The organism is Enemella evansiae, assembly GCF_004362375.1.
Lineage (GTDB): Bacteria > Actinomycetota > Actinomycetes > Propionibacteriales > Propionibacteriaceae > Enemella > Enemella evansiae.
On record NZ_SNXA01000011.1, the window covers coordinates 256,817 to 277,668 of the forward strand.

At 70.0% G+C, this 20,852-nt stretch carries 20 protein-coding genes; 8 read left to right on the forward strand and 12 right to left on the reverse strand.

Going from position 1 to position 20,852, the window contains the following annotated elements; all coding sequences use genetic code 11:
- Positions 1 to 76 precede the first annotated feature (76 nt).
- Together C8D81_RS15850 and C8D81_RS15855 are read left to right on the forward strand one after the other, a co-directional pair.
- Positions 77 to 766, forward strand: a complete 690-nt coding sequence (locus C8D81_RS15850) for a TIGR03089 family protein (RefSeq protein ID WP_229119860.1) — start codon at positions 77 to 79, stop codon at positions 764 to 766.
- The gene (locus tag C8D81_RS15855; protein WP_229119847.1) at positions 763 to 1,821 is read left to right on the forward strand and encodes a glycosyltransferase family 2 protein; all 1,059 of its coding nucleotides are present in this window, start codon (positions 763 to 765) and stop codon (positions 1,819 to 1,821) included. Before C8D81_RS15850 ends, C8D81_RS15855 begins: the two co-directional genes overlap by 4 nt.
- Before the next feature lie 2 nt (positions 1,822 to 1,823).
- Here the strand turns inward: C8D81_RS15855 and C8D81_RS15860 are convergent, their stop codons facing one another.
- Both C8D81_RS15860 and C8D81_RS15865 read right to left on the reverse strand, forming a co-directional pair.
- On the reverse strand, positions 1,824 to 3,440 hold the full coding sequence (locus C8D81_RS15860) for an LCP family protein (protein WP_133626395.1): 1,617 nt from the start codon (positions 3,438 to 3,440) through the stop codon (positions 1,824 to 1,826).
- Positions 3,441 to 3,597: 157 nt separating this feature from the next.
- Positions 3,598 to 4,383, reverse strand: a complete 786-nt coding sequence (locus C8D81_RS15865; RefSeq protein ID WP_133626396.1) for a siderophore-interacting protein — start codon at positions 4,381 to 4,383, stop codon at positions 3,598 to 3,600.
- Between the two features lie 154 nt (positions 4,384 to 4,537).
- On the opposite strand from C8D81_RS15865, the gene C8D81_RS15870 reads away from it, so the two are divergent.
- Both C8D81_RS15870 and C8D81_RS15875 read left to right on the forward strand, forming a co-directional pair.
- The gene (locus C8D81_RS15870) at positions 4,538 to 5,863 is read left to right on the forward strand and encodes an LCP family protein (protein WP_229119653.1); all 1,326 of its coding nucleotides are present in this window, start codon (positions 4,538 to 4,540) and stop codon (positions 5,861 to 5,863) included.
- A 39-nt stretch (positions 5,864 to 5,902) separates the two neighbouring features.
- Positions 5,903 to 6,388, forward strand: coding sequence for a hypothetical protein (locus C8D81_RS15875; protein ID WP_133626397.1), 486 nt, complete (start codon positions 5,903 to 5,905; stop codon positions 6,386 to 6,388).
- A gap of 140 nt (positions 6,389 to 6,528) precedes the next feature.
- On the opposite strand, the gene C8D81_RS15880 is transcribed toward C8D81_RS15875, so the two are convergent.
- Positions 6,529 to 7,092, reverse strand: coding sequence for a TetR/AcrR family transcriptional regulator (locus C8D81_RS15880; RefSeq protein WP_094432297.1), 564 nt, complete (start codon positions 7,090 to 7,092; stop codon positions 6,529 to 6,531).
- A gap of 93 nt (positions 7,093 to 7,185) precedes the next feature.
- On the opposite strand from C8D81_RS15880, the gene C8D81_RS15885 reads away from it, so the two are divergent.
- Positions 7,186 to 7,647, forward strand: a complete 462-nt coding sequence (locus tag C8D81_RS15885; protein WP_094426142.1) for a nuclear transport factor 2 family protein — start codon at positions 7,186 to 7,188, stop codon at positions 7,645 to 7,647.
- 76 nt (positions 7,648 to 7,723) lie between these two features.
- On the forward strand, positions 7,724 to 9,181 hold the full coding sequence (locus C8D81_RS15890) for an APC family permease (RefSeq protein ID WP_094432300.1): 1,458 nt from the start codon (positions 7,724 to 7,726) through the stop codon (positions 9,179 to 9,181).
- Between the two features lie 78 nt (positions 9,182 to 9,259).
- On the opposite strand, the gene C8D81_RS15895 is transcribed toward C8D81_RS15890, so the two are convergent.
- Positions 9,260 to 9,883 (reverse strand): protein-L-isoaspartate O-methyltransferase family protein, encoded by a 624-nt coding sequence (locus C8D81_RS15895; RefSeq protein WP_229119654.1) that lies wholly within the window; start codon positions 9,881 to 9,883, stop codon positions 9,260 to 9,262.
- A gap of 21 nt (positions 9,884 to 9,904) precedes the next feature.
- Positions 9,905 to 11,077: an acyl-CoA dehydrogenase family protein gene (locus tag C8D81_RS15900; RefSeq protein WP_166646848.1), complete on the reverse strand. Its 1,173-nt coding sequence runs from the start codon at positions 11,075 to 11,077 to the stop codon at positions 9,905 to 9,907.
- Positions 11,078 to 11,133: 56 nt separating this feature from the next.
- Here C8D81_RS15900 and C8D81_RS15905 point away from each other — a divergent pair, with 56 nt between their 5' ends.
- Complete coding sequence (locus C8D81_RS15905; RefSeq protein ID WP_094432307.1) at positions 11,134 to 12,510, forward strand: MFS transporter; 1,377 nt, start codon at positions 11,134 to 11,136, stop codon at positions 12,508 to 12,510.
- Here C8D81_RS15905 and C8D81_RS15910 read toward each other — a convergent pair.
- The 5 genes from C8D81_RS15910 to C8D81_RS21330 form a co-directional block, all read right to left on the reverse strand.
- On the reverse strand, positions 12,488 to 13,141 hold the full coding sequence (locus C8D81_RS15910; protein WP_094357955.1) for a DUF1361 domain-containing protein: 654 nt from the start codon (positions 13,139 to 13,141) through the stop codon (positions 12,488 to 12,490). The genes C8D81_RS15905 and C8D81_RS15910 overlap by 23 nt on opposite strands.
- A gap of 38 nt (positions 13,142 to 13,179) precedes the next feature.
- Positions 13,180 to 13,644 (reverse strand): 5-(carboxyamino)imidazole ribonucleotide mutase, encoded by a 465-nt coding sequence (gene purE, locus C8D81_RS15915; RefSeq protein WP_229119669.1) that lies wholly within the window; start codon positions 13,642 to 13,644, stop codon positions 13,180 to 13,182.
- A 67-nt stretch (positions 13,645 to 13,711) separates the two neighbouring features.
- The gene (locus tag C8D81_RS15920) at positions 13,712 to 14,875 is read right to left on the reverse strand and encodes a 5-(carboxyamino)imidazole ribonucleotide synthase (RefSeq protein WP_094432394.1); all 1,164 of its coding nucleotides are present in this window, start codon (positions 14,873 to 14,875) and stop codon (positions 13,712 to 13,714) included.
- A gap of 31 nt (positions 14,876 to 14,906) precedes the next feature.
- The gene (locus C8D81_RS15925; protein WP_208109330.1) at positions 14,907 to 15,644 is read right to left on the reverse strand and encodes a GlxA family transcriptional regulator; all 738 of its coding nucleotides are present in this window, start codon (positions 15,642 to 15,644) and stop codon (positions 14,907 to 14,909) included.
- Positions 15,638 to 15,877 carry a hypothetical protein gene (locus tag C8D81_RS21330; RefSeq protein ID WP_208109331.1) on the reverse strand — a complete coding sequence of 80 codons (240 nt, stop codon included), beginning with the start codon at positions 15,875 to 15,877 and terminating at the stop codon, positions 15,638 to 15,640. Before C8D81_RS21330 ends, C8D81_RS15925 begins: the two co-directional genes overlap by 7 nt.
- An 82-nt stretch (positions 15,878 to 15,959) precedes the next feature.
- Here C8D81_RS21330 and C8D81_RS15930 point away from each other — a divergent pair, with 82 nt between their 5' ends.
- A complete protein-coding gene (locus tag C8D81_RS15930) occupies positions 15,960 to 17,207 on the forward strand; it encodes an APC family permease (RefSeq protein ID WP_166646849.1) in 1,248 nt (415 codons plus the stop codon).
- A 2-nt stretch (positions 17,208 to 17,209) separates the two neighbouring features.
- Here the strand turns inward: C8D81_RS15930 and C8D81_RS15935 are convergent, their stop codons facing one another.
- Together C8D81_RS15935 and C8D81_RS15940 are read right to left on the reverse strand one after the other, a co-directional pair.
- The gene (locus C8D81_RS15935) at positions 17,210 to 19,504 is read right to left on the reverse strand and encodes an alpha-L-rhamnosidase (protein ID WP_094432315.1); all 2,295 of its coding nucleotides are present in this window, start codon (positions 19,502 to 19,504) and stop codon (positions 17,210 to 17,212) included.
- On the reverse strand, positions 19,501 to 20,826 hold the full coding sequence (locus C8D81_RS15940; protein WP_208109332.1) for an MFS transporter: 1,326 nt from the start codon (positions 20,824 to 20,826) through the stop codon (positions 19,501 to 19,503). Before C8D81_RS15940 ends, C8D81_RS15935 begins: the two co-directional genes overlap by 4 nt.
- Positions 20,827 to 20,852 lie beyond the last annotated feature (26 nt).

Consider the following 20,852-nt stretch of genomic DNA (forward strand, 5'->3'; position numbering starts at 1 on the left):
AGATACGCCCACCCGGTTCCTCCCGACACGGGCAGCGCAGGCGCCGCTCAGGGAACCTCCCTAGGATGGCCGCGTGATGCAGCTGACCGACCACCTGGCCCGCCGCTCCCGGACCGAGGGTTCGGCTCCCTTCCTGACCCACTATTCCCCCGCCGGGCGGACCGAACTCTCGGTGCGCTCCTACGCGAACTGGGTCGACAAGACCGCGAACCTGATCGTCGACGAGTTCGATCTAACCGAGGGTGACCGGGTACGCCTCGCCGTGGCCGAGGAGCATCCCGGCCACTGGATGACGCTGGTCTGGGTGCTGGCCTGCTGGCGGGCCGGGGTGACCGTGACCGACGGGGATGGCGAGTTGACCGTGATCGGCCCAGCGACGGCCACGACCGGTGCGGACGGTCCGACGATCTCCTGTTCGCTGCATCCGCTGGCGCTGCCGCAGCGCGATCTGCCCGCGGGGGTGCGCGACTTCTCCACCGAGGCGCTGGCCCAGCCGGACGCCTGGCTCGGTACCGACCCCGACCCCGGTACGCCGGCGGTCGACCTGCCCGAGCACCGGCACACGCTGGCCGAGCTCGCCGAACTGGCCGAGCTGGAACCGATCGGCGGCCGGCTGCTGCTCGCCGATCCGCCGAGCCTGTGGGTCGCGCTGCTCGAGGGTCTGATCCAACCGCTGCCGACCGATGGCTCCCGGGTGATCACCGAGGGCATCGAGCACGACGAGCTCACCCGGATCGTGGCCAGCGAGAGGGTGGAGCGCCCGTGACCGATACCCAGGCCCCGATGCCGACCTGGCCGGAGGGCAGCTGGCCGGCGGTGTCCTATGTGATGCCGGTGCTGAACGAGGAGAGCTATCTGGCGGACGCGGTCGCCACCGTGCTCGACCAGGACTATCCCGGGGAGACCGAGCTGGTGATCGCGCTCGGCCCCTCCCGGGACAACACCACCGCGCTGGCCGAGCAGCTCGCCGCCCACGACCCGCAGGTCCGGATCGTGCACAACCCCGGTACCGACATCCCGAAGGGCCTCAACCTGGCGATCGCCGCGGCCCGGCACCCGATCGTGATCCGGGTCGACGCCCACTCCGAGCTCCCGCTGGACTACACCCGGATCGGGGTCGAGACACTCCGCCGTACCGGGGCCGCGAACGTCGGCGGGTTGATGGCCGCGGCCGGGCGGACCGACTTCCAGCAGGCCGTCGCGACGGCGTACAACTCCCCGCTGGGACTCGGCGGCGGCACCTATCACAGCGGCACCGAGGCGGGGCCGTGCGAGTCGGCCTATCTGGGCATCTTCCGGCGCGAGGCGCTCGCCGAGGTCGGCGGCTACGACGAGACGGTACGCCGCGGTGAGGACTGGGAGCTGAACCTGCGGATCCGCGAGGCCGGGCATCTGGTCTGGTTCACCCCCGAGCTGAAGGTCACCTACTGGCCCAGGGATTCCCGCGAGCGGCTGGCTCGGCAGTTCTGGTCCACCGGCGTCTGGCGCGGTGCACTGGTCCGCGAGATCGCCGACCGTACCCCGCTGCGCTACTTCGCCCCGCCGGCCCTGGTCGCCGGATTCGCTGCCAGTGCAGCGATCGCGGCGATCGATGCGGTACGCCCGCTGCGCGGCCCGGCGAAGCTGCTGCGCGCCGCCCATCTGGCCCCGGCGGCGTACGCCACCTTCCTGGCCTCGGTGCTGGTCCGCGGCAACGGCACGCTGCGCGAGCGGGCGAACCTCGCCCAGGCGCTGGCCATCATGCACACCAGCTGGGGCGCCGGTTTCCTCTCCGGCCTGCTCAAGGGCGGCGGCGACACCGTCGACACCTCCCGGCACTGAACTCAGGCCGCGGCGCACACCTCGACCAGGTCATCGGCTCCGGGGATGGCTACCGGAGTCGGACCGGCGGTCGGGGTCGGGGTGGCCTTCGAGGTCGCCTTGCCGGTCGCGCGCCGGGTCGGCGTACTGGTCCCGCCCGGGGCGTTGCCGACCGGCAGCTTGGTCGCCTTCGGAGCCGGGGCACCAGCGGTGGGCTGCCCCTGGGACTGGGCGATCTTGTCGCGGACGGCCTGCCGCATCAGGTCGTAGTCGGGCGCACCGGGTTGGATCATCGGCGGGACGAAGGAGACCGAGGCGATCTTGGTCTGCCGGGCCTTCAGCGCCAGGTCCATCAGCCGGTTCATCTCGCTGGTGGGCACGTTGGTCTCCACGACCTGCTTGCCGGCCGAGGCGATGGCGTTGAACTTGGTGACCACGGTGACCGGGTCGAGCTGGTTCAGCATCGCGCTCATCACGCACTTCTGCCGCGCCATCCGGTCATAGTCGGAGGTCTCCACCCGGGAGCGGGCGAACCACAGCGCATCCTGCCCGTTGAGCCGCTGGGCCTTGCCGGCCGGGATGTGCCGCTTGACCGAGGTCTCCTCACCCCCGACGGCGACCGGCTTGTTGACGTCGATGGTGATCCCGCCGACCGCGTCGATCAGCGCCTTGAAGCCGTTCAGGTCGATCAGCGCGTAGTAGTTGATGTCCAGCCCGGTGGCCCACTCGATGGCCTCGGTGGTGGCCTGCGCGCCCGGATCCTTGACCCCGGGATAGAGGTCCTTGTTCTCCATCGCCTTGGTGTAGACGGCGTTCAGCAGGCACTCGTGGTTGGGGCAGGTGAACCCGTTGGGATACAGCTTCTTCATCGGCGATTCGTCGGGGAAGCCCACGTCCTCGAGGTTCCGCGGCAGCGAGAAGAGCACGGTACGCCCGGTGGTCGCGTCGATGCTGGCGACGGTCATCGAATCCGGGCGCAGCCCCTCGCGGCCCTTGCCGGCATCCCCGCCCAGCAGCAGCACGTTGTAGCGGCCGGCCTTGGCCTCGGTCTCACCACCGCCGGAGAAGACGCTGCCGATCAGGTCACCCTCGGCGTTCACCGCGGAGGCCGAGGCGATCATCCCGCCGCCGAGCCCGAGCGCGAGCACGATGCTGAGCAGGCCGAAACCGAGCCGGTGCCGGCGGGCCAGCGAGGGCGGGTTGGCGATCCGCCAGGCGTCCAGCATCAGCGCCGCCCAACCGATCCCGGCCAGCCCGAGGACCAGCGAGATCAGGATGGTCAGCGGCCGGAAGGTGATGATCGCGATGGCGGCTCCCCGGTCCACCAGCAGCAGCACCACGAAGGCCACCAGCAGGGCGATCAGCGCCGCCCACACGCGTACCGCCCAGCGCCCGACCCGCCGGTCCCCGGCCCGCAGCTGCGCCGACCCCGGCACGACCAGGGTCAGGCCCAGAAAACCGAGCCCACGACGCAGCCGCAACCGGTCGCTGCGCAGCTGTGCAGCCGGCCGGTAGGCGGTGCTCGATCCCTTGTCGGGTGCGGTCGGGGAAGGCTTGCGTCGCTCGTCCACGCTGTCGCCGAGGTTGCCGCTGCCGCGGCGATCGTCGAGGTTGCCGCTGCCGCGGCGTGCATCAGACACGGATGGGCCTTTCGATGCTGTTGTCGGGGAAGGAGACCCCGGAGGGTCCGCGACCAGAGTGCCATCGGCGCCTTCCGGCCGGTCGGTCCGCCACGCCGTCGGTGACCGATTACGACCTTGGGATTTCCTCACCCGGGGGCATCACCCGGAGCCATCGTCAGGCGACGGCGCCCTCCTCGGCCCTGCGCAGTTCGGACTTCCAGACCCGGAAGCCGTCCTCGGTCGCGCCGCGGCGCCAGTAGCCGGAGATCGAGCACCATTCGGCCGGCACCTCACGCTCCTTGCGGATGTAACCGCGGAGGTTCTTCATCACCGCCTGGGCCTCACCGTGGATGAACACCTGCGGCGTACCGGGCAGCCATTCGACCTCGCGGACGGCCGCGATCAGCGGGGCGTTGTCACCGGCGCGATCCTCCCCCACCTGATCGGCCGTACCGCCGCGGTGCACCCAGACCAGGTCGAGGATCGCGTCGGTGGCGATGGTGACCTCGTCCTCCGGGCCGGCGACCTCGACGACGGCCTTGACCGGTGCACCGGCGGGCATCGCCTCGATGGCGGCGGCGATCGCCGGCAGCGCGGACTCGTCCCCGGCGAGCAGGTGCCAGTCGGCGTCGGCGCGCGGGGCATAACCGCTACCCGGTCCGCGCAGCGAGATGGTGTCCCCGATCCTGGCGGCGGCGGCCCACGGGGCGGCGATGCCGCTGTCGCCGTGCACCACGAAGTCGACGGCGAGGCACTGCCGCTGCGGGTCGTTCCGGCGCACACTGTAGGTGCGCATCACCTCCCCGTCGTCGGTCGGGAAGATCAGCTTGACGTAGGCATCGGTCATGCCGGGGTCCTGGTAATCGGCGTAACCGGGTCCGCCCAGGAGCAACCGGACCACATGCGGCGAGGGCCGCTCGGTGCCGACGACGGTCAGTTCATAGCTTGGGCGAGCGGCCACGGTGAAACTCCAGCAGGTGTGACGATTGGATAAAGTTAGCCTACCCTAAGCGCCTCGGCCCGTGGGTGGTCGTCTCCCTGACCGGTCCCCGGAGGTACGCCGGACAGGCGCGTTTGCGCCCGGTTCGGCCGCATTGCCCCTGTACCGTGACCGCATGCCCGGCGACGACATGGACTGGTTGTATCGCGGATCCGATCCGCGGCGCGACGGCGACCCCGGACACAGGCCGGCCGACGAATCCGAGATCCCGACCCACCAGGCCTCCTCCGGCGCGCCGTCGGGAGGGGGCCGCAAGCGGGCCTCCTTCGGCGAGCCGAGTACGCCGCCGCGGACCTCGGCGCGCCGGACCGGCAATCAGTCCCGCTCGGCGGCCGCCCAGGACGGCCGCACCCGCGCGATGCCGGTCGGCGATATCGAGGCGGCCGGCCAGCCCCGGTCGCGGAACCGGTCCGCGGCTGGTGGCGGACGGCCCCCGGCGCCGCCGACCGGCCGGCGGCCGGGCCGGCCGCGCACACCGCGCCGTCCGGGGCGTACCCTCGCCCGCACGATCGTCCTGCTGCTGGTCGCCTGGCTGGTGTTCCTGATCGGTACGCCGATCTATGCCTGGAGCGCCAGCAACAAGGTCGACGCGATGCCGACCGGTCAGCGGCCCGGGGATCAGCCCGGCACCACCTGGCTGCTGGTCGGCTCGGATTCCCGCGAGGGGCTGAGCGAGGAGGAGCGCCAGAAGCTCGGTACCGGTGACACCGAGGGCCTGCGCACCGACACGATCATGCTGCTCTACGTCCCGCCGGGTGGGCGCCCGGCGCTGATCTCGATCCCCCGCGATTCCTACGTGCCGATCCCCGGGAAGGGCCGGAACAAGATCAACGCGGCGTACGCCCTCGGCGGTCGGGAGCTGCTGGTGCAGACCGTGGAGCAGAACACCGGGCTGCGGGTCGATCATTACGCCGAGATCGGTTTCGGCGGGTTCGTCAACGTGATCGACGCGCTCGGCGGGATCGAGATGTGCCCGAAGACCGCGATCAAGGACAAGAACTCCCACCTCGACATCCCGGCCGGTTGCCAGAACATGGACGGGGTGACCGCACTGGGTTATGTGCGGATGCGTTACGCCGACCCGACCGGTGATCTGGGGCGGATGAATCGGCAGCGCGAGATGATCGCCGGGATCGCGAAGAAGGCCGCCTCGCCGATGACGGTGATCAACCCGTTCCGCTGGTGGGGCCTGAACACCGGTGCCGCGCAGTCGGTGAAGACCGATCCGGGCACCGGCGTGGTCGCCACCGCCGGTGTCGTCGCGCCGATGATGAAGGTCGCCGGTGGCCAGGGGCTGACCCTGATGGTGCCGATCTCGAACCCGAACAAGAGCACCGCCGCGGGCTCGTCGATGATCTGGGACGACGCGAAGGCCAAGGAGATGTTCGGCGAGATCGCCCGCGGAGACACCTCCAAACTGGACCGCTTCGCCAAGCCCTGAGCCCTTGAAACTGTTGCCGTGTAATTGTGTAATCGATGGATGAGCACCGTTTCTGACTGGTTCGGCGGGCGACTGCCCGATGCGTGGTTCACCAAGACCCCCGAGGTCACCGTCGATCGCGAGGAGATCCTCGTGCTCGGCACCCTGCCCGAGACCGACGAGGGTGGCGCCGCGGCGGCCCGCGGGCGGATCGCCCGGTTCCGCGAGGACACCCGGGCGCAGCGGATGCGGATCGCCGACGAGGCCGAGGAGAGCTTCGGCCGCAAGGTCGCCTGGGGCGCTCGCTGCGGGGAGGTCGAGGAGGTCTTCACCAATCTGTCGATCCCGGTGATGACCCGGCTCCGGCAACCCGAACGGATGGTGCTGGACACCCTGGTCGAGGCCGGCGTGGCCCGTTCCCGCTCGGAGGCCCTGGCCTGGTGCGTACGCCTGGTCGGCGCCAACGAGAAGGAATGGATCGACAGGCTCGCCGACGCCCTCGGCGCGGTACGCGAGGCGCGCAACTCCGGCCCCAACGCGAGCTGAGCACCCCCAGCGACACCGGCTGAGCGAGCACGAGCGAGTCGAAGCCAAGTCGCTCGGCCCACCGGGCACCCGGTTCCGACACCGGGCACCCGATCCAGCGCGACCGAACCGGGTGCCCGGTCGCAGTTCCGGGTGCCCGGTCAGTCGGCGAGCAGGCGGGCGGCCGCGGCCCGGGCGCTGCGTACCCGCGAGAGGTCCCCGTCGATGCCGGCGGTGACGATCGCCCCCTCGACCAGCAACTGGATCGCATCGAGCGTCGCGGGATCGACCTCCCCGGCCCAGCTGGCGAGCTGCTCCCGGAAGGCCTGCTTGTGCGCCAGCACCTCCGCTCGTACCGCCGGTGAGGTGTCGGCGAGTTCGCCGTGCAGGTTGATCCACAGGCAGCCGCGGAATCCGGGTTCGGCGAACCAGTCCGCCAGCCAGTCGAAGACCGCGAGCACCCGACCGACCGGATCGTCGGCGGTCTCCACCCGGGCGGCCAGCGCACCCCGCCAGCGCTGGTCGCGGCGGCGCAGCATCGCCACGACCAGCTCGTCCTTGGTGGGATGGAGCGCATAGATGCGCTTGAGCGACAGCCCGGACGCCTCCCGAACCCGGTCCATGCCCACCGCCCGGACCCCCTCGGCATAGATCAGCGACTCGGCCGCATCGAGCAGCAGCTGGCGATCGGCGGCAATCCGCTCGGCGGTGAGCGCGGCAGGCATGCGTACCCCCATTGACGTTGAGAACTGGCGTTCTCTACGCTACCCGGAGCCGATGGAGAACACTCGTTCTCCACTTCGAAGGGAGCGTACCCGATGTCTGAGACCCGCCCACCCACTCCCCCGTTCACCGAACAGACCGCGGCGCAGAAGGTGCAGGCCGCCGAGGATGCCTGGAACACCCGTGATCCCGAACGGGTCGCGCTCGCGTACACCGAGGACTCGCAGTGGCGCAATCGCGACCTCTTCCTCACCGGCCGCGCCGAGATCGTCGAGTTCCTGACCGACAAGTGGCAGCGCGAGCTCGATTACGCCCTGCGCAAGAGCCTGTGGTGCTTCACCGAGGATCGGATCGCGGTGCGCTTCCAGTACGAGTGGCACGACGGGAGCGGCCAGTGGTGGCGCAGCTACGGCAATGAACTGTGGCAGTTCACCGCGGCCGGATTGATGGCTCGTCGGGAGGCCAGCATCAACGATGTCGCGATCACCGAGACCGATCGACGCATCCGCGGCCCGCGACCGACGAGCGAACACGGTGTGGATCTGCCCCTGCGCTGAGGTCTCAGCGTGGCGACTCTGGGTAACGTCCCACCCGGACGGTCAATTGTCGACACGATAGGTCTAAGGTCACCCCATGGGTAACTCCAGCATCCTGCGTACCAAGCGGGTCGAGACGGTTCTCGAGCAGGACGAGGGCGGCGGTCAGCACCTGACCAAGCGCCTCAAGGCCCGCGACCTGGTCGGATTCGGTGTCGGCATCGTGATCGGTACCGGCATCTTCACCCTGACCGGGATCCAGGCCAAGGAGAACGCCGGCCCCGGGATCGTGGTCTCCTTCCTGATCGCCGGCGTGGTCGCCCTGCTGGCCGCGCTCTGCTATGCCGAGCTGGCCGCCGCGGTACCGACCGCGGGCAGCTCCTACACCTACGCCTACACCACGATCGGCGAGGTGTTCGCCTGGATCATCGCCTGGGACCTGGTGCTGGAGTTCGCGCTCGGTGCGGCGGTGGTGTCCCGAGGCTGGTCGGGTTATCTCCAGGAACTGCTGGGGCTGCCGGAGACCTTCTTCGGGGAGAACTCGGTGGTGAACCTCGGCGCGGTCGCGATCGTCATGGTGCTGGCGGTGGTCGCCGCCCTCGGCATCCGGGAGTCGAAGTGGCTCACCAACCTGCTTGTCGCGGTCAAGGTGCTGATCTGCATCTTCGTGGTGATCGCCGGCTTCTTCTTCGTCAAGGTCGCGAACCTGACCCCGTTCTTCCCGCCGGCCACCCCGAAGGAGTCCGCCGGCGCCTGGCACCAGCAACCGCTGTGGCAGGCGCTGTCGGGGGTCCAGCCGGTGGCCTACGGCGTCGGTGGTCTGCTGGTCGCCGCCGCCGTGGTCTTCTTCGCCTACAGCGGTTTCGAGGCGGTCGCCAACCTCGGCGAGGAGTCGCAGAACCCCGGTCGGGACATGCCGCGCGGCTTGATCGGCACACTGGTCGCCTGCGGCCTGCTCTACATGCTGGTGTCGCTGGTGCTGACCGGGATGGTCAAGTACACCGACATCTCCGAGGGTGCACCGATCTCGGACGCCTTCAAACAGGTCGGCCTCGGCTGGGCGGCGGTGCTCGTCGGCATCGCCGCGATCGCCGGATTGAGCTCGGTGATCCTGGTCGAGATCGTGGCGCTCGGCCGGATCGGGTACGCCCTCTCCCGCGACCGGTTGCTGCCGCCATCCCTCGGGAAACTCAATGAGCGTTACAACACCCCGGTCCGGATGACCATCCTGATCGCGATCCTGATCAGCGCACTGGCGGCCTTCATCCCGCTCACCGCACTGTCGGAGATGGTCTCCATCGGCACCCTGTTCGCGTTCCTGGTGGTCTCGATCGCGGTGCTGGTGCTGCGCCGCACCCGCCCGGACATGGAGCGCCCGTTCAAGACCCCGCTGGTGCCGGTGGTACCGATCCTGTCCGCGGTCACCTGCCTCGGCCTGATGGCCAGCCTCGAGGTCGGCACCTGGCTGCGTTTCGTTGTTTGGTTGGCCGTCGGCATGATCATCTACTTCGCCTACGGCCGCCGGCACGCCGTCGTCGGCCACGACGCTGGTTGAGCGAGCGAGGAACGAGCGAGTCGAAGCCAGGACCCTTCGACTCGTCGCTGCGCTCCTCGCTCAGGGGACGGAGATGAATCAGCGCAACGGCACGAATCTGTACGCCCCAGAGCGTTCGATCCGCGGCGGGCCGGCTGGCACGCGGGTGACCCGGAGCATCTCGCCTGCGACCGGGATGACCAGCACCCCGCCGAGGTCCAGCTGATCGACCAGCGAGGCGGGCAGCGTATCGGCCATCGCCGAGACCAGGATCCGTTGATACGGACCCTCCGCCGGGCGGCCGAGCACACCGGGTTCGGCGGCCTCGAGCCGCGCCCAGGCAGATCCAGCATTCCCTGCCCAGGCTCGAAGATTCGCCGCACCCTGCTCGGCGAGCCACGGTTCCAGCTCCAGCCCGAGCACCCGTCCCGACGGCCCGACCAGCCACGCCAGCAGCGCGGTGGTCCAGCCCGAACCGGCGCCGACGTCGAGCACCGAGGCCCCGACCGGCACATCCAGCAGCCGCAGCATCGCGGCGACGGTGGAGGGTTGGGAGTTGGTCTGTTCGGGCGCGAGCTGGGTCGGGCCGAGGGGCAGCGGCCGGTCCTCTGCGGCGTACCGGCGCTGTGCCTCGGGCAGGAAGCCGACCCGCGGCACGGCCTGCATCGCCTGCGCGACCCGGTCGGCCGCGGGTGTCGACTCGCTCGTCCCTCGCTCGCTCAACCAGCGCCCCCTGACCTCACCTCAGCGGTTCTCCGGCAGCCCCTGCAGCAGCTGGCGCGCCATCACGATCCGCTGCACCTGGTTGGTGCCCTCATAGATCTGGGTGATCTTGGCGTCGCGCATCATCCGCTCCACCGGGTAGTCCTTGGTGTAACCGTAACCGCCGAGCAGCTGCACCGCGTTGGTGGTCACCTCCATCGCGACATCGGAGGCGAAGCACTTGGCGGCGGCACCGAAGTAGGTGAGGTCGGGATCGGTCCGCTCCGAGCGCGCCGCGGCGGCGTAGGTCAACTGTCGGGCCGCCTCGATCTTCATCCCCGCATCGGCGAGCATCCATTGCAGGCCCTGGAAATCGGCGATCGGTTTGCCGAACTGCTTGCGCTCCTTGACGTAACCGAGCGCGAAGTCGAGCGCGCCCTGGGCGACGCCGATGGCCTGCGCGGCGATGGTGACCCGGGTGTGGTCGAGGGTCTTCATCGCGGTGACGAAACCGGTGCCCTCCTCACCGACGAGCCGGTCGGCGGGGATGCGCACGTTGTCCAGGATCACCTGGCGGGTCGGCGAGCCCTTGATGCCGAGCTTCTTCTCCGGCGCACCGAAGGAGACCCCCTGATCGGCCTTTTCCACAACGAAACAAGAGATTCCGCGGGTCCGGGCCTCCGGATCGGTGACCGCGAAGACGGTGTAGTAGTCCGACTCCCCCGCATTCGAGATCCACGATTTGGTGCCGTTCAGCACGTACGCGTCGCCGTCCCTGGTCGCCCGGGTCTTCATCCCGACGACATCGGAACCGGCATCCGGCTCGGACAGACAGTAGGAGAACATCGCGCCATCGCGGGCCATCAGCGGCAGGTACTTCTGCTTGACCTCCTCCGAGGCGGAGAGCAGCAGCGGCACGGTGGCCAGCTTGTTCACCGCCGGGATCAGCGAGGAGGAGACGCAGACGCGCGCGATCTCCTCGATCACGATCACCGTCGCCAGCGCGTCCGCACCGACACCCTCGTAGGCCTCCGGGATGTGCGGGGCGTGGAAGTCGGCCTTGAACAGGGCGTCGAAGGACGCCTTGGGGAAGGTCGCGGTCTCATCGGCCTCGGCCGCATTGGGCTCGATCTTGGCCTCGGCCAGGTCCCGGACCGCGGCCCGGAAGGCGTCGTGGTCCTCCGTTGGACGGTACAACTCATCGAAGTCGCTCACGGGGCCCACTCTACGCCTCAATGCTACTCGTTGGTAACCCCATAGGGTGATCCCCGATGGCGGAGAAGAGCAGCAGTGCGCGGGTGATCCTGGTGCTGTGCCTGTGCGGCACGGCCGCCGCGCTGCAGCAGACCATCCTGGTACCGCTGCTGCCCCAGCTGCCCAGGCTGCTCGGGACCACCGCCGCGAACGCCTCCTGGCTGGTCACCGTCACCCTGCTCAGCGGCGCGGTGGCGACCCCGGTGATCACCCGGTTGGCCGATCTGCACGGCAAACGCCGGATGCTGCTCACTGCGCTGGCCGCGATGATGATCGGCGCGGTCGTCGGCTCGGTGTTCCCCACCCTGATCGGCGCGATCGTCGCCCGCGCCCTGCAGGGCATGGGGCTGGCACTGATCCCGACCGCGATCGCCACGCTGCGCGACGAACTGCCACCGCACCGGGTCTCGCTCGGCATCTCACTGATGAGCGCGACCATGGCGATCGGCGCCGGACTGGGCATGCCACTGTCCGGACTGATCGCCTCGCAACTGCCCTGGCAGGCGATCTTCTGGGTGACGGGGCTGACGGCGGCGGTGATGGCGGTGCTGGTCTTCACCACCGTACGCCCGGGACGGGCGTACGCCCGCGGCAGCTTCGACTGGCCGGGTACCGCGCTGCTCTCGGCGGCCCTGGTGGCCGGGCTGCTGGTGCTCTCCAAGGGCCCGAGCTGGGGATTCCTCACCCCGACCACCCTGATCCTGCTGGTCGGCACCGCGGTGCTGCTGGCGATCTGGATCCCGGTCGAGCTGCGCCGACCAAGCCCGCTGGTGGATCTGCGGACCGCGAGCCGGCCGGCGGTGCTGATGGCGAACACCGCCTCGGTACTGCTCGGGCTGGCGATGATGACCAACATGCTGACCACCTCGCTGGTGCTGCAGGCGCCGCGGGAGTCGGGTTACGGGCTGGGCCTGGACCTGCTGACCACCGGGTTGTGGATGGCGCCGACCGCGATCGCCTTCGGCGCGACCGCACCGGTGTCGAGCCTGATGCTGAACTCGATCGGCGCGCAGACCACGCTGCTGATCGGCGCATCGGTGATGGCACTGGGGTTCTGGACCCGGGCGCTGACCGGGCAGCAGTTGTGGCAGGTGGTGCTCGCCTCGACGGTGATCGGGGTCGGCACCTCGCTCACCTTCGCGGCGATGCCGGCGCTGGTGATGGCCTCGGTACCGCTGTCGGAGACCGCGTCCGCCAACGGGTTGAACACCTTGCTGCGCTCGGTCGGCACCTCGTGCGGGTCGGCGCTGCTGGCGGCGTTCACCACCGCGACCGCGCTCCCGGGCGCCGCAGTCCCGAGCCGGTTCGGGGCCGAGGCGGTGCTGGTGATCGCCGGCTGCGCGGCCGCGCTGGCGGCGCTGCTGGCCTTCCTCATGCGCCGGCTGAGGTCTTGAGCGAGTCCGGGGTCAACGACCAGATGGTGAGGTAGGCGAAGCAGAAGAAGGCCGCGACGGCGACGGCCACACCGGTGGATTCGACGTGGGCGAACGGCGACCGCACCCAGTCGAGGGTGGCGGCGATGACCGCGTCGGGACGGGTCAGCAGATCCCACGAGTTCCAGCGCTGGAAGCGCCCGATGACCACGCCCACCGCGCACAGTCCCACCGATGCGATGACGGTGAGCCAACCCCAGAGGCGGCCGAATTCGCGGTGGATGCGCCGATGCACCAGCAGCAGCGAGACCACGCCGAGCAGGATCCCGGTCCAGGCCGCGAACCCGTACTGCAGCACATGCCGCCACAGATTCTCGCCACCGCCGAGGTGCACCAGGTCGGTCACCAGATAGGGCGCATTGGGCAGGAAGGCCAACCATCCGGCGCCGAGCGGCAGCAGCGCCCAGCGTCGCCGCACCACGGCGAATCCGGCCGCGCACAGCATCGGGATCCAGGCCAGGAACAGGTTCCACACCAGGAATCGGGTGGGGTAGGTCAGCGGCGCCGCCGGGTCGGTGACGCCGAGCGCCACGGTGAGCGCGGTGGTCGCGAGCAGGAATCCGATCAGCAGTGCCCCACGCAGTCTGGTCATGACTCCAGTGTGCCGGGGCGCCGGTCAGCTTCGCCGGCTCAGTTTCCGCGGACCCGCTCCCCCTTCATCCGCGCGGAGTCGGCCAGCGCCTGCTGGAAGGCCAGCACCTGCGCGGTCATCGCCGGGTCGCCGGCGGCCAGGATCCGGATCGCCAGCAGCCCGGCGTTGCGGGCATTGCCGATCGACACCGTCGCCACCGGTACCCCGGCCGGCATCTGCACGATCGAGAGCAGCGAATCCATCCCGTCGAGATATTTCAGCGGCACCGGTACGCCGATCACCGGCAGCGGTGTGACGGCCGCGAGCATGCCCGGCAGGTGCGCGGCCCCGCCGGCACCGGCGATGATCACCTCGAGCCCGCGTTCGTGCGCCCGCCGGCCGTAGTCGAGCATCTCGGTCGGCATCCGGTGGGCGGAGACCACATCGGCCTCGTAGGCGACGCCGAACTCCAGGCAGGCCTCGGCGGCCGCCTGCATCGTCGGCCAGTCGGAATCCGAACCCATCACGATGCCGATTCGTGCGGGGGACGACCCCCGCACCCCCGCGCTCGCGGGGGACGATTGCTGCTGTTCAGTCATGTCCTTCAATCCCCATCAGATAGTTGGCGGCGTGCTCGGCGCGGCGGCGCACCTCGTCGAGGTCGTCGCCGAAGGTGTTCACGTGGCCGACCTTGCGCCCCGGTTTCACGTCCTTGCCGTAGAGCTCGACGCGCAGCCGGCGGTCGCGGGCGAAGCAGTGCAGCAGCGCGCTGGTCAGATCCTCGACACTGCCGCCGAGCACATTGGCCATCACGGTCCAGGGCGCCCGGGTGCTGGGGTCGCCGAGGGGCAGGTCGAGCACCGCGCGCAGGTGGTTCTCGAACTGGGAGGTGTGCGCGCCGTCGATGGTCCAGTGGCCGGTGTTGTGCGGCCGCATCGCGAGCTCGTTGATCACCACCGAGCCGTCGCGGCGTTCCATCAGTTCGACCGCCAGCATGCCGACGACCTCGAGGTCGTGGGCGACGGTGAGCGCGAGCTTCTGCGCGGCGATCGCCTGCTCCTCGGTCAGCCCCGGGGCCGGGGTGATGGTCTCCACGCAGATCCCGCCGCGCTGGATCGACTCGCTGACCGGGTACGCCACCGCCTGTCCGCTGGGTGAGCGGACGACCAGCGCGGACAGTTCGCGGGCGAAGTCGACGAGTTCCTCGGCGACGATCGTGGTGCCCTCGCCGACGCCGTCGAACAGCTCGTCGGCCTCGGCCGGGCCGTCGAGTTTCCAGACGCCCTTGCCGTCGTAGCCACCGCGGGCGATCTTGGCGATGATCGGCCAGCCCTGCTCGTCGCCGAAGGCGCGCAGGGCGGCCGCGTCGGTGACGATCCGGTACGCCGGGGCGTACGCGGAGAGGCGTTCGCGCATCACGGCCTTGTCCTGGGCGTTGATCAGCGCCGCCGGGCCGGGGCGCACCTGGACACCGGTTGCCTCCAGTTCGCGGAGCAACCCGGTCGGGACATGCTCGTGGTCGAAGGTGATCACATCGCAGTCGGCGGCGAACGCCTTCACGGTGTCGGGGTCGTCGTGGTCGCCGACGACCACGTCGTGGGCGACCTGGGCGGCGCTCACCTCCGGCCCCTCGGCGAGCACCCGGACGGTGATGCCGAGCTTGATCGAGGCGGCGTACATCATCCGGGCCAGCTGGCCGCCGCCGATCACACCGACGACGAAAGATCTGGTCTCGGGGGAACTCGGTTCGGGCACCGGCACAGCCTAGCGGGATCGTCACCCCGGCTCAGCGTGCGCGGAAGGTCTCCCGGTAGTGGGCCGGCGTACTGCCGACGAGCCGCCGGAAATGCTGCCGCAGCTGGGTCGGCGAACCGTAGCCGACCCGCTGGCCGATCCGTTCCACCGAGAGGTCCGAGCTCTCCAGCAGTTCCTGAGCGAGCCGGATCCGTTGCTCGGTCAGCCAACGCAGCGGGGTGGTCCCGAGGTCGCCGAGGAACCAGCGGTTGAGCTGCCGCGGGCTCACCCCGGCGTGCTGGGCCAGCGTGGTCACGTCGAGGGGTTCGTCGAGCCGGCCCAACGCCCAGTCCAGGGTCGGCGCCAGGCCGGGACCCGGTGTCGGGATGACCGGCCGCTCGACATATTGCAGCTGGCTGCCGTGGCGTTGCGGCGCGGCCACCATCCGCCGCGCGATCGCCGCAGCGACCGCCTGGCCGAGCTCCCGGCGTACCAGATACAGGCAGGTGTCGACCGCGGCCGCCGTGCCGGCGGCGGTGATCACGTCCCCGTGGTCGATGAACAGTTCGTCGGAGACCACCTCGGTCTTCGGGTACGCCGCAGCGAGCCGGTCGGCGTACATCCAGTGCGTGGTCACCCGCCGACCGTTGAGCAACCCGGCCTGCGCCAGCAGGAACGCGCCCGAGCACAGGGACAGCACGGTGGCACCGGTGGCATGCGCGGCGCGGATGGCGGTGATCTCGGCGTCGGTGCCGGGCGTGGGTTCGGCGGCGGCGCTGACGATCAGCACGTCGGCACCGGTGATGCCATCGAGACCGTGGGCGGCGACCAGGCCGAGCGGGCGGTGTGCTTGGTCGGCACCGGGGCGGAGCGATCGAGCAGGTCGCGGTCGGCGCAGACGCGGTAGTCGATCGCCGGCAGGCCGATCTCGGTGCGGTCGATGCCGAAGACCTCGGCGGTCACCCCGAACTCGAACATCGACATGCTCGGGCGGACCAGCACGGCGACCGAGCGGAGAGGCATACCACCATCATGGCACGAATCCGATGCCTGGTGTCATTCCAGCCACTCACGGTTCGGGGCGGTCTCCCGGCAGGCTCGCGGTGTGACTCGATCCGCACTCGCTCCCCCGACCGGGCTGGGCCGCGCCGGCGGGGTCGCCGCCGGCTTCGCCTCGGTGGTCGGCGCCGGACTGCTCGGCCTGCCGGCCGCGGTGCTGCACGAGACCGGGTCGGCCGCCGTGCTCACCTGGCTGGTCGCCGCGGTGCTCTGCGTGCCGATGATCGTGCTGTTCCGCGACACGGTGCTGCGTACGCCGGGCAGTTCCGATCCGCTGCGCGACGCGGTCCGGGCCGGACTGGGCCGGCGTTGGGGTGACCGGATCCCGCTGATGTTCCCGATGGTGGTGATGGTCGGGTTGCCGACGAACGCGGTGGTCGCGGCCAGCAACCTGGCGGCGGCCACCGGGTTGGCGGTGCCGCCGACCGTGCTGGCCGCGCTGCTGCTCGGACTGGCGGTGGCGACGAATCTGGCCGGCGCCGCCGCGGGCGCGCGGGTGCAGCAGTGGGGTGCGATCGCGCTGGTCGCGGTGCTCACCGCGGTGCTGGTCTGGTTGCTCTCGCAACCGGTGCGCCCGGCCGAGGTGGTACCGACGGTGCCCGCGCTGGGTGCGGTACCGGCGGGGGTACTGCTGGCGTTCTGGGCGTTCGTCGGCTTCGAGAACCTGACCTTCCTGGCCCGCGATCTTTCCCATCCACGCAGGGATTTCACCGCGGTCTCGTTGATCTCGCTCGGGCTGCTGGTCACGCTGGCGATCGGGTTGACGCTGGCCATCGCGGTGCGGTCGGCGCCGGTTGCGGTCGATCCGGTCACCGGGCTGGTGGATGCCGCACGGGGCCTGCCGGGCGGCCCGGTCGGTGCCGTGGTGGTGGCACTGGCCGGCGCCGGCGGGATCCTGCTCAACGCGCTGGCCTGGGTGCGCGGCGTGGGGCTGGTGCTGGACAGCGCGGCCCGGGAGGGCCTGGCACCCGCCTGGATCGCGGGGCCGGATGCCCGCCAGCCGCGCCGCGCGATCGGGGTGCTGGCCGGTGGCTTCGCGGTGACCCTGGCGGTGCTGCAGGTCTTCCCGGGGCTGGTCGTCGATGCGCTCGCCGCCGCCAGCGCGGTGTTCGTGGTGATCTATCTGATCTGCATCGTGGCCTACGCCCGCAGTACCGGCCCGCGGCCCTGGACGCTGGCCAACCTCGCCCTTGTCCCGATCATGCTGGTCGCCCTCTGGCAGTCCGGCCTGCGCAGCGCGTACGCCCTGGTGGTGCTGTTCGTCGCCTCCCTGCTCACCCGCCGTCGCCACTGACGTCACGCCCCGGCGTACGCCTCCTCCGCGGTGAACGTGTGCCGACCCGCGGTGACCGAGCGCCGGGTGTTGTCGGGGAGCACGACCTCCGCGGACACGCCGTCCGGGACGACCACCTCGACCTCGATCCCGGCATCGGTACGCCGCCAGCCGGATTCCACCCGCCCGTGCCGGGTCTCCAGCGCACCGTGTGCCCAGTCGAGCCCGGGCCCGGGTCGCGGTTGCAGCAGCAGCGCGCGGTGGCCGGGTGCGGCTGGTCGGATCCCGGCCACTACCTGGTAGAGCCAGTCGGCCACCGCACCGAGTGCGTAATGGTTGAACGAGGTCATCTCACCGGGGTTGATCGAGCCATCGGGCAGCATCGAGTCCCAGCGTTCCCAGATCGTGGTGGCACCCATCGTCACCGGATACAGCCAGCTGGGGCACCCGGTCTCCAGCAACAGCCGGTAGGCGTGTTCGACGTAACCGTTCTCCGACAGCGCCCAGGTGACGAATGGAGTGCCCGCGAATCCTGTGGAGACACGGAATCCGGCCGCCTCCACCACCTCGGCGAGTCGGGCCGCCGCGCGGGGCCGGATCTGCTCGTCGAGCAGCCCGAAGCAGAGCGCCAGCGCATACACGGTGGCGCAGTCGGAGCGGATGGTGCCGTCCTCGGCGACGTAGGCGTCGTTGAACGCGGTCCGGGTGCGATCGGCGAGCGCCTGCCAGCGTTCGGCATCCGAGTCATGGCCCAGTTCGCGGGCGGCCTCCGCGGCGAAGGCGGCGGAGCGGTAGAGGCAGGCGGTGGCGACCACACCGGAATCGGCCTTGGCGTTCCACGGTTCGTGCGGGGAGGCATCCGGGTCGAGCCAGTCGCCGAACTGGAATCCGGTGTCCCACAGGCCGCTGTCGGAGAGCCGCTGCTCCACCCCGTCGAGGTGCACGACCATCCCCGGGTAGTGCGCGGCCAACCGGTCCCGGTCGCCGTAGGCGTACCAGAGGGCCTGCGGCACCCAGACCGCCGCGTCACCCCAGATCGCGGTCGGGCCCTGCCAGCCCTCCATCGCGGCGGTGAACTCCGGGGAGAACTGCGCGTGCTTGGTCAAGACGTCGGGCACCACGTGCGGCACCCAGCCGTTCGGACTGTTGCGGGCCTCCTCGGCCAGGTCGAGCAGCCAGCTGTGCAGGAAGTCCGCGACATCGAACTGGTACGCCGCAGTGGCGGCGTAGGCGGCGATGTCACCGGTCCAACCCAGGCGTTCGTCGCGCTGCGGACAGTCGGTGGGGACATCCAGGAAGTTGCCCTTCTGCCCCCACACCGAGTTGGCGACGAGCTGATTCACCCGGTCATCGGAGCAGCTGAACCAACCGGTTCGGGTCATCGCCGAGTGCACCACCACCGCCTCGAGATCGTCGGCGGTGAGCTCCCCCGGCCAACCGGTGACCTCGGCGTACCGGAAACCGTGGAAGGTGAAGGTCGGTTCGAAGAAGTCCTCACCACCGGAGAGGGTGAAGGTGTCGGTCTGCTTCGCCGAGCGCAACGGCCGGGTGCCCAGTTCGCCGTCCTCGAGCACCTCCGCATGCCGGATGGTGATCACCGTACCCTCGGGGCCGATGACGGTGAAGCGGAGCCAACCGACCAGATTCTGGCCGAAATCGACCAGCGTCGCACCCGAAGGGGAACGCCAGATCTCCTGCGGGCGCAGGGTTTCCTGGCGGGTGACCGGCGGACCGGAGTGCGGCACCAGCCTGGTGCGATCGATCTCGGCCTCCCGGACCTGGAGCGGATCGGGGTTGCCGCGGCGCCGGGCGTCGATCGCCTGGCCGTCGTAGAGACTGTTGGCGAGGGTGTCGGTGGTCTGCGCGGACCAGTCCGGGCCGGTCGCGATGACCTGTTCGCTGCCGTCGTCGAAGCCGATCACCAGGGCGCCCAGGAATGCCAGTTCTTCACCGTAGTTGGCGTGGGCACCCTCGAACCCCAGGTCGCCGCGCCACCACCCGTTGCCGAGGCGCACGGTCACCCGATTCTCTTCCTCGGTGAGCAATGCGGCGACATCGGTCGCGGTGACCGGCAGCCGCCATTCATAGCTCGACCAGCCGGGGTTGAGCACGGAATCGTCGATCGGGCGATCGTTGACCGCGACCTCGAAGACGCCGTGCGCGGTCGCCCACAGCGTGGCGGACCGGACGCGGTCGACCGGTTGGTCCAGTCGGAAGGCGGTCGTCAGGGCGACGACTTCGTCGCGGCCGACGTCCGCGGTGATCGCTACGGCGGTGTTCGGGGCGTCGGTGTTGAGGGCGTCGGTGCGGGTGGTCATCGAAGGGCCTCCGGGGTGTTCGATCCGTGCGGGGATGAGGTGTCGAGGTCGTGGGTGGTCTCCAACCGCTCCTCGGCCTCGAACTCATTGCGCTGCCGGCCGGCGAAGCCCCACCAGGCGATACCGAGGCCGGCGGCGACGATGACGCCGAGGGTCGCATACAACGGCCGCGGGCCCATGTCGGTGAGCAGGTTCGGGGTGAACAGGGCGAGTACGCCGGCAGCGATCCGGGCGAAGGAAATGATCGCGCCCTGCGCCGAGGAGCGCAGCATGGTCGGGAACGATTCCTGGGTCCAGACCTTCATGATCCCCTCGAAGGCGAAGGCACCGCCGAACCCGCCGAGGACACCGGAGAGGATCCACATCGGCAGCGAGAATCCGAACAGGGCGGGCACGAAGTAGCTGCCGATCATCAGCGCCGCACCGAAGACGAAGTAGTGCATCCGGTAGCGGGTACCGACGATCCGCATGAACCAGATGGCGCCGACGATGCCGACCGGGAAGCCCAGCATGCCGAGCAGGGAGGCCTGGGAGATGCTCAGCCCGACGATGTCGACGCCGATCTTGGTGCCGAACTGGCCACCGGTGTTGGCCGCCAGGTTCGTCAGGCAGTAGAAGAACAGCAGCGCGATGAACGGCTTGGCGTACGGGCCCTTCACGAGTTCGCCGAGTGCCACCTTCTCGGCGCGGATCGTGCTGACACCGCGGCGCCGCTCCTCGCAGGCCTTCAGCCAGCTCGGGGTCTCCGGGAGCGAGATCCGCAGCACCAGTAACAAGAACGCCACCACGCCGATGTGGGCGTACATGATCTGACCGCCCAGGCGGCCGAGGTCACCGACCAGGCCGCCGAGCAGGATGGTCACCAGGACGCCGACGCTCCACAGCATGTTGGAGAGACCGAGGATCGCGCCGCGGTTCTTGTCGGTGGCATTCTCTGCGATCGTCGCCAGCGAGACCGGCAGATCCGCACCGGAGCCCACGCCGACCAGGATGGTCCCGATCAGCAGGGTCGGGAAGCTCGCGCCGAAGATGAGGAACGCGGTGCCCACGACGATCATCGCCATCGTCGCCATGAACACCCGCCGACGCCCGAACGCATCACCCAGCTTGCCGCCGGTCATCGCTCCGAGGGCGATGCCGAAGGTGAGGATTCCCGACAGCACCCCGAACTGGGGGTCCGAGAGTCCGATGGTCTGTTGATAGACCACGAGCGCGATCCCGTTGGAGACGATTGCCGCGGAGTCGATGTAGGACGCCATGCCCGACACCACCCCCACCCACCACGGATTGGGCGCCTTCGCGACACCGGTTGACTGCGACACAGGGTTCCCCTTTGAACGATGTGATT